Source organism: Gelidibacter sp. (assembly GCF_035577925.1).
Lineage (GTDB): Bacteria > Bacteroidota > Bacteroidia > Flavobacteriales > Flavobacteriaceae > Gelidibacter.
On record NZ_DATJCY010000224.1, the window covers coordinates 1 to 2,521 of the forward strand.

A 2,521-nucleotide genomic window follows, 5' to 3' on the forward strand; every position below is an offset into this window, starting at 1 on the left:
TCAATGATGGAGCAGATACTCCGATCCGCCAATTTGAAAATGGAGATAATGACATTCAATTAGTTTCTACCAATGTGGATTATTTCAGCATGTTGGATTATCAATGGCTTGCGGGAAATACTGTAACTGCTTTGGATGCGCCGGATAAAGTAGTGCTGACCGATACAAGAGCGCAGGAATATTTTCCGTCTTTACAGTTACAGGAAATCATTGGGAAGGTGATTGTATATGATGATTCTATTTCCCGTCGGATTTCTGGCGTGGTGGCGCAATTAAACTTTCCCAACAGTTTTAGTGCCTATAATAATGAGTTCATCCCTATTGATAAAGAAGATAGTGCCAATAAAAGCTGGGGTTCAAAAAACTCCGCTCATCTGATGTTTATAAAGCCTACAAAAGGAGTGGCTATAAACAATATTTTGGATCAATTGAATGCGATCGACCTGAAGTTTAATAATGAAATGTATGAAAAATACAATTTTAAATCGTGGTATGACGTCATCCCTTTGAGCCAAAAACATTTTGAAGTACAATTTACTGCTCAAAACCGCACGGCTAATAAAAAAGTATTAAATGGGTTAATGATCGTTGGCGCTTTTTTGCTATTGCTGGCGTGTATCAATTATATCAATCTAAGTACAGCAGAATTGCCTACGCGAGCCAAAGAAATCGGGATTCGAAAAACATTGGGCAGCTCATCCCGTCAACTCATTTTTCGATTTATTGGAGAGACGTTTATCGTAACCTTATTGGCGGCATTATTTTCTTTGGTGCTTACTGTTTTTGCCGTCAAACTATTTGCCGATTTTCTTCCTGAAGGTGTTTTTGATTATATGAATTATGGCGGCATGATTGGTTTTATGCTCACTTTGATCATCGTAATTTCACTGCTTTCTGGTCTTTATCCGGCATGGCTTTCTTCCAAAGTACAAACCGTAAATGTGTTGAAAGGCGTTACAGAAAAAATGGCTGGAAGAAATGATTTTTCCTTACGTAAGGGATTGATTGTTTTCCAATTTCTCATTGCGCAAGTGTTCATCATCGGTAGTGTCATTATTCATCAACAACTCAGGTATGCTACTAAAATGGATTTGGGCTTTAATAAAAATGGGATTGTTACGGTAGAAATTCCTTATTATATTGAAGATGATCCAAAATATAAGGACAAGCAATTTGTGTTGAAAAATGAATTGCTTCGGGATGCTACAATCAAGGGCGTATCCATTGGCAATCGGCCTATGGATAATTCGATGTGGGGAAATATAATGACCTACTATAAAGATACGATTGAAGTTCAGCAACAAATCAATATGAAGTTTGGCGACGTTGATTATTTGAAATTATATGGATTTCATTTATTGGCCGGAAGGAATTTTGTGGCATCAGATACCATGAATGAGATTGTTATTAATGAAAAAGCCGTTCGTGCTTATGGGTTTCAATCGCCACAGGAAGCTATTGGGCAATTATTGTCGCGAGCTGGAGATAGAGCCTTTTCTTATCCTATTGTTGGTGTGGTAAGTGATTTCCATCAGTTTGGCATCCAATCCGAAATTAATCCAGTACTTATCACCACAAGTAAGAACCAAACGCCCATACTCAATATCAAGCTATCAGATGATACCTCACAATGGAGTACATCCCTGAAAGTAATAGAGCGGGAGTGGAAAAAATTGTATGAAGGTGTGCCTTTTAATTACCGTTTTTATGATGAAACCATTGGCAGCATGTATGAGCGCGAAGCACGTACACAAACCTTGGTTAATGCAGCTACCGCTATTGCCATTTTAATCAGTTGCCTTGGGTTATTCGGACTGGCCACGCTTACAGCTTACCAACGCACCAAAGAAATTGGGATTAGAAAAGTGCTCGGCAGCAGCGTTTCGGATGTGGTGGTTTTGCTTTCAAAAGATTATTTAAAGCTGATTGGTTTGGCCATCTTAATAGCCATTCCTATGGCGTGGTGGGGTATGAACAAGTGGCTGGAAGATTTTGCCTACCGCATCGAAATTAAATGGTGGATGTTTCTGCTCACAGGAATCGCAACCATTCTCATTGCGCTTTTAACGGTAAGTTATCGTGCGATAAAAGCCGCGATTGCAAATCCGGTGGAGAGTTTGAGGGATGAATAAACAATTAAAAAGGTAGAATTATGTTTAGAAACTATATCAAAATCGCATTTAGAAATCTTTGGCGGAACAAAGGATTTTCTGCAATAAACATTTCAGGATTGGCAATTGCTATGGCAGGCGTAATCCTTATTAGTATCTGGATTCAGAATGAATTGAGTTTTGACAGATTTCATACCAATGAAAAGGATCTGTACAAAGTATGGAACAGTTATCGATCGGTTGATGGACATATTAGTAATGGGGATGTTACTTCTGCTCCTTTAGGAAATGCTCTGGTTGATGAATTTCCTGAAGTGATAAAATCGGCTAGGATATATTGGAGTGCCAACCGCCTCTTTAGCTTTGAAGATAAAAGCATTAAAACCAAAGGCAATGAAGTAGATAAAGCC

At 38.6% G+C, this 2,521-nt stretch carries 2 protein-coding genes; both read left to right on the top strand.

Annotated features, from left to right (window positions below; all coding sequences use genetic code 11):
* Positions 1-2,132 (top strand): FtsX-like permease family protein (locus tag VNJ50_RS09005; protein ID WP_325581079.1); only part of this gene is annotated, 2,132 nt, incomplete at its 5' end.
* A 20-nt stretch (positions 2,133-2,152) separates the two neighbouring features.
* Positions 2,153-2,521, top strand: a 369-nt coding sequence (locus tag VNJ50_RS09010; protein WP_325581081.1) for an ABC transporter permease, incomplete at its 3' end; no start/stop codon positions are given.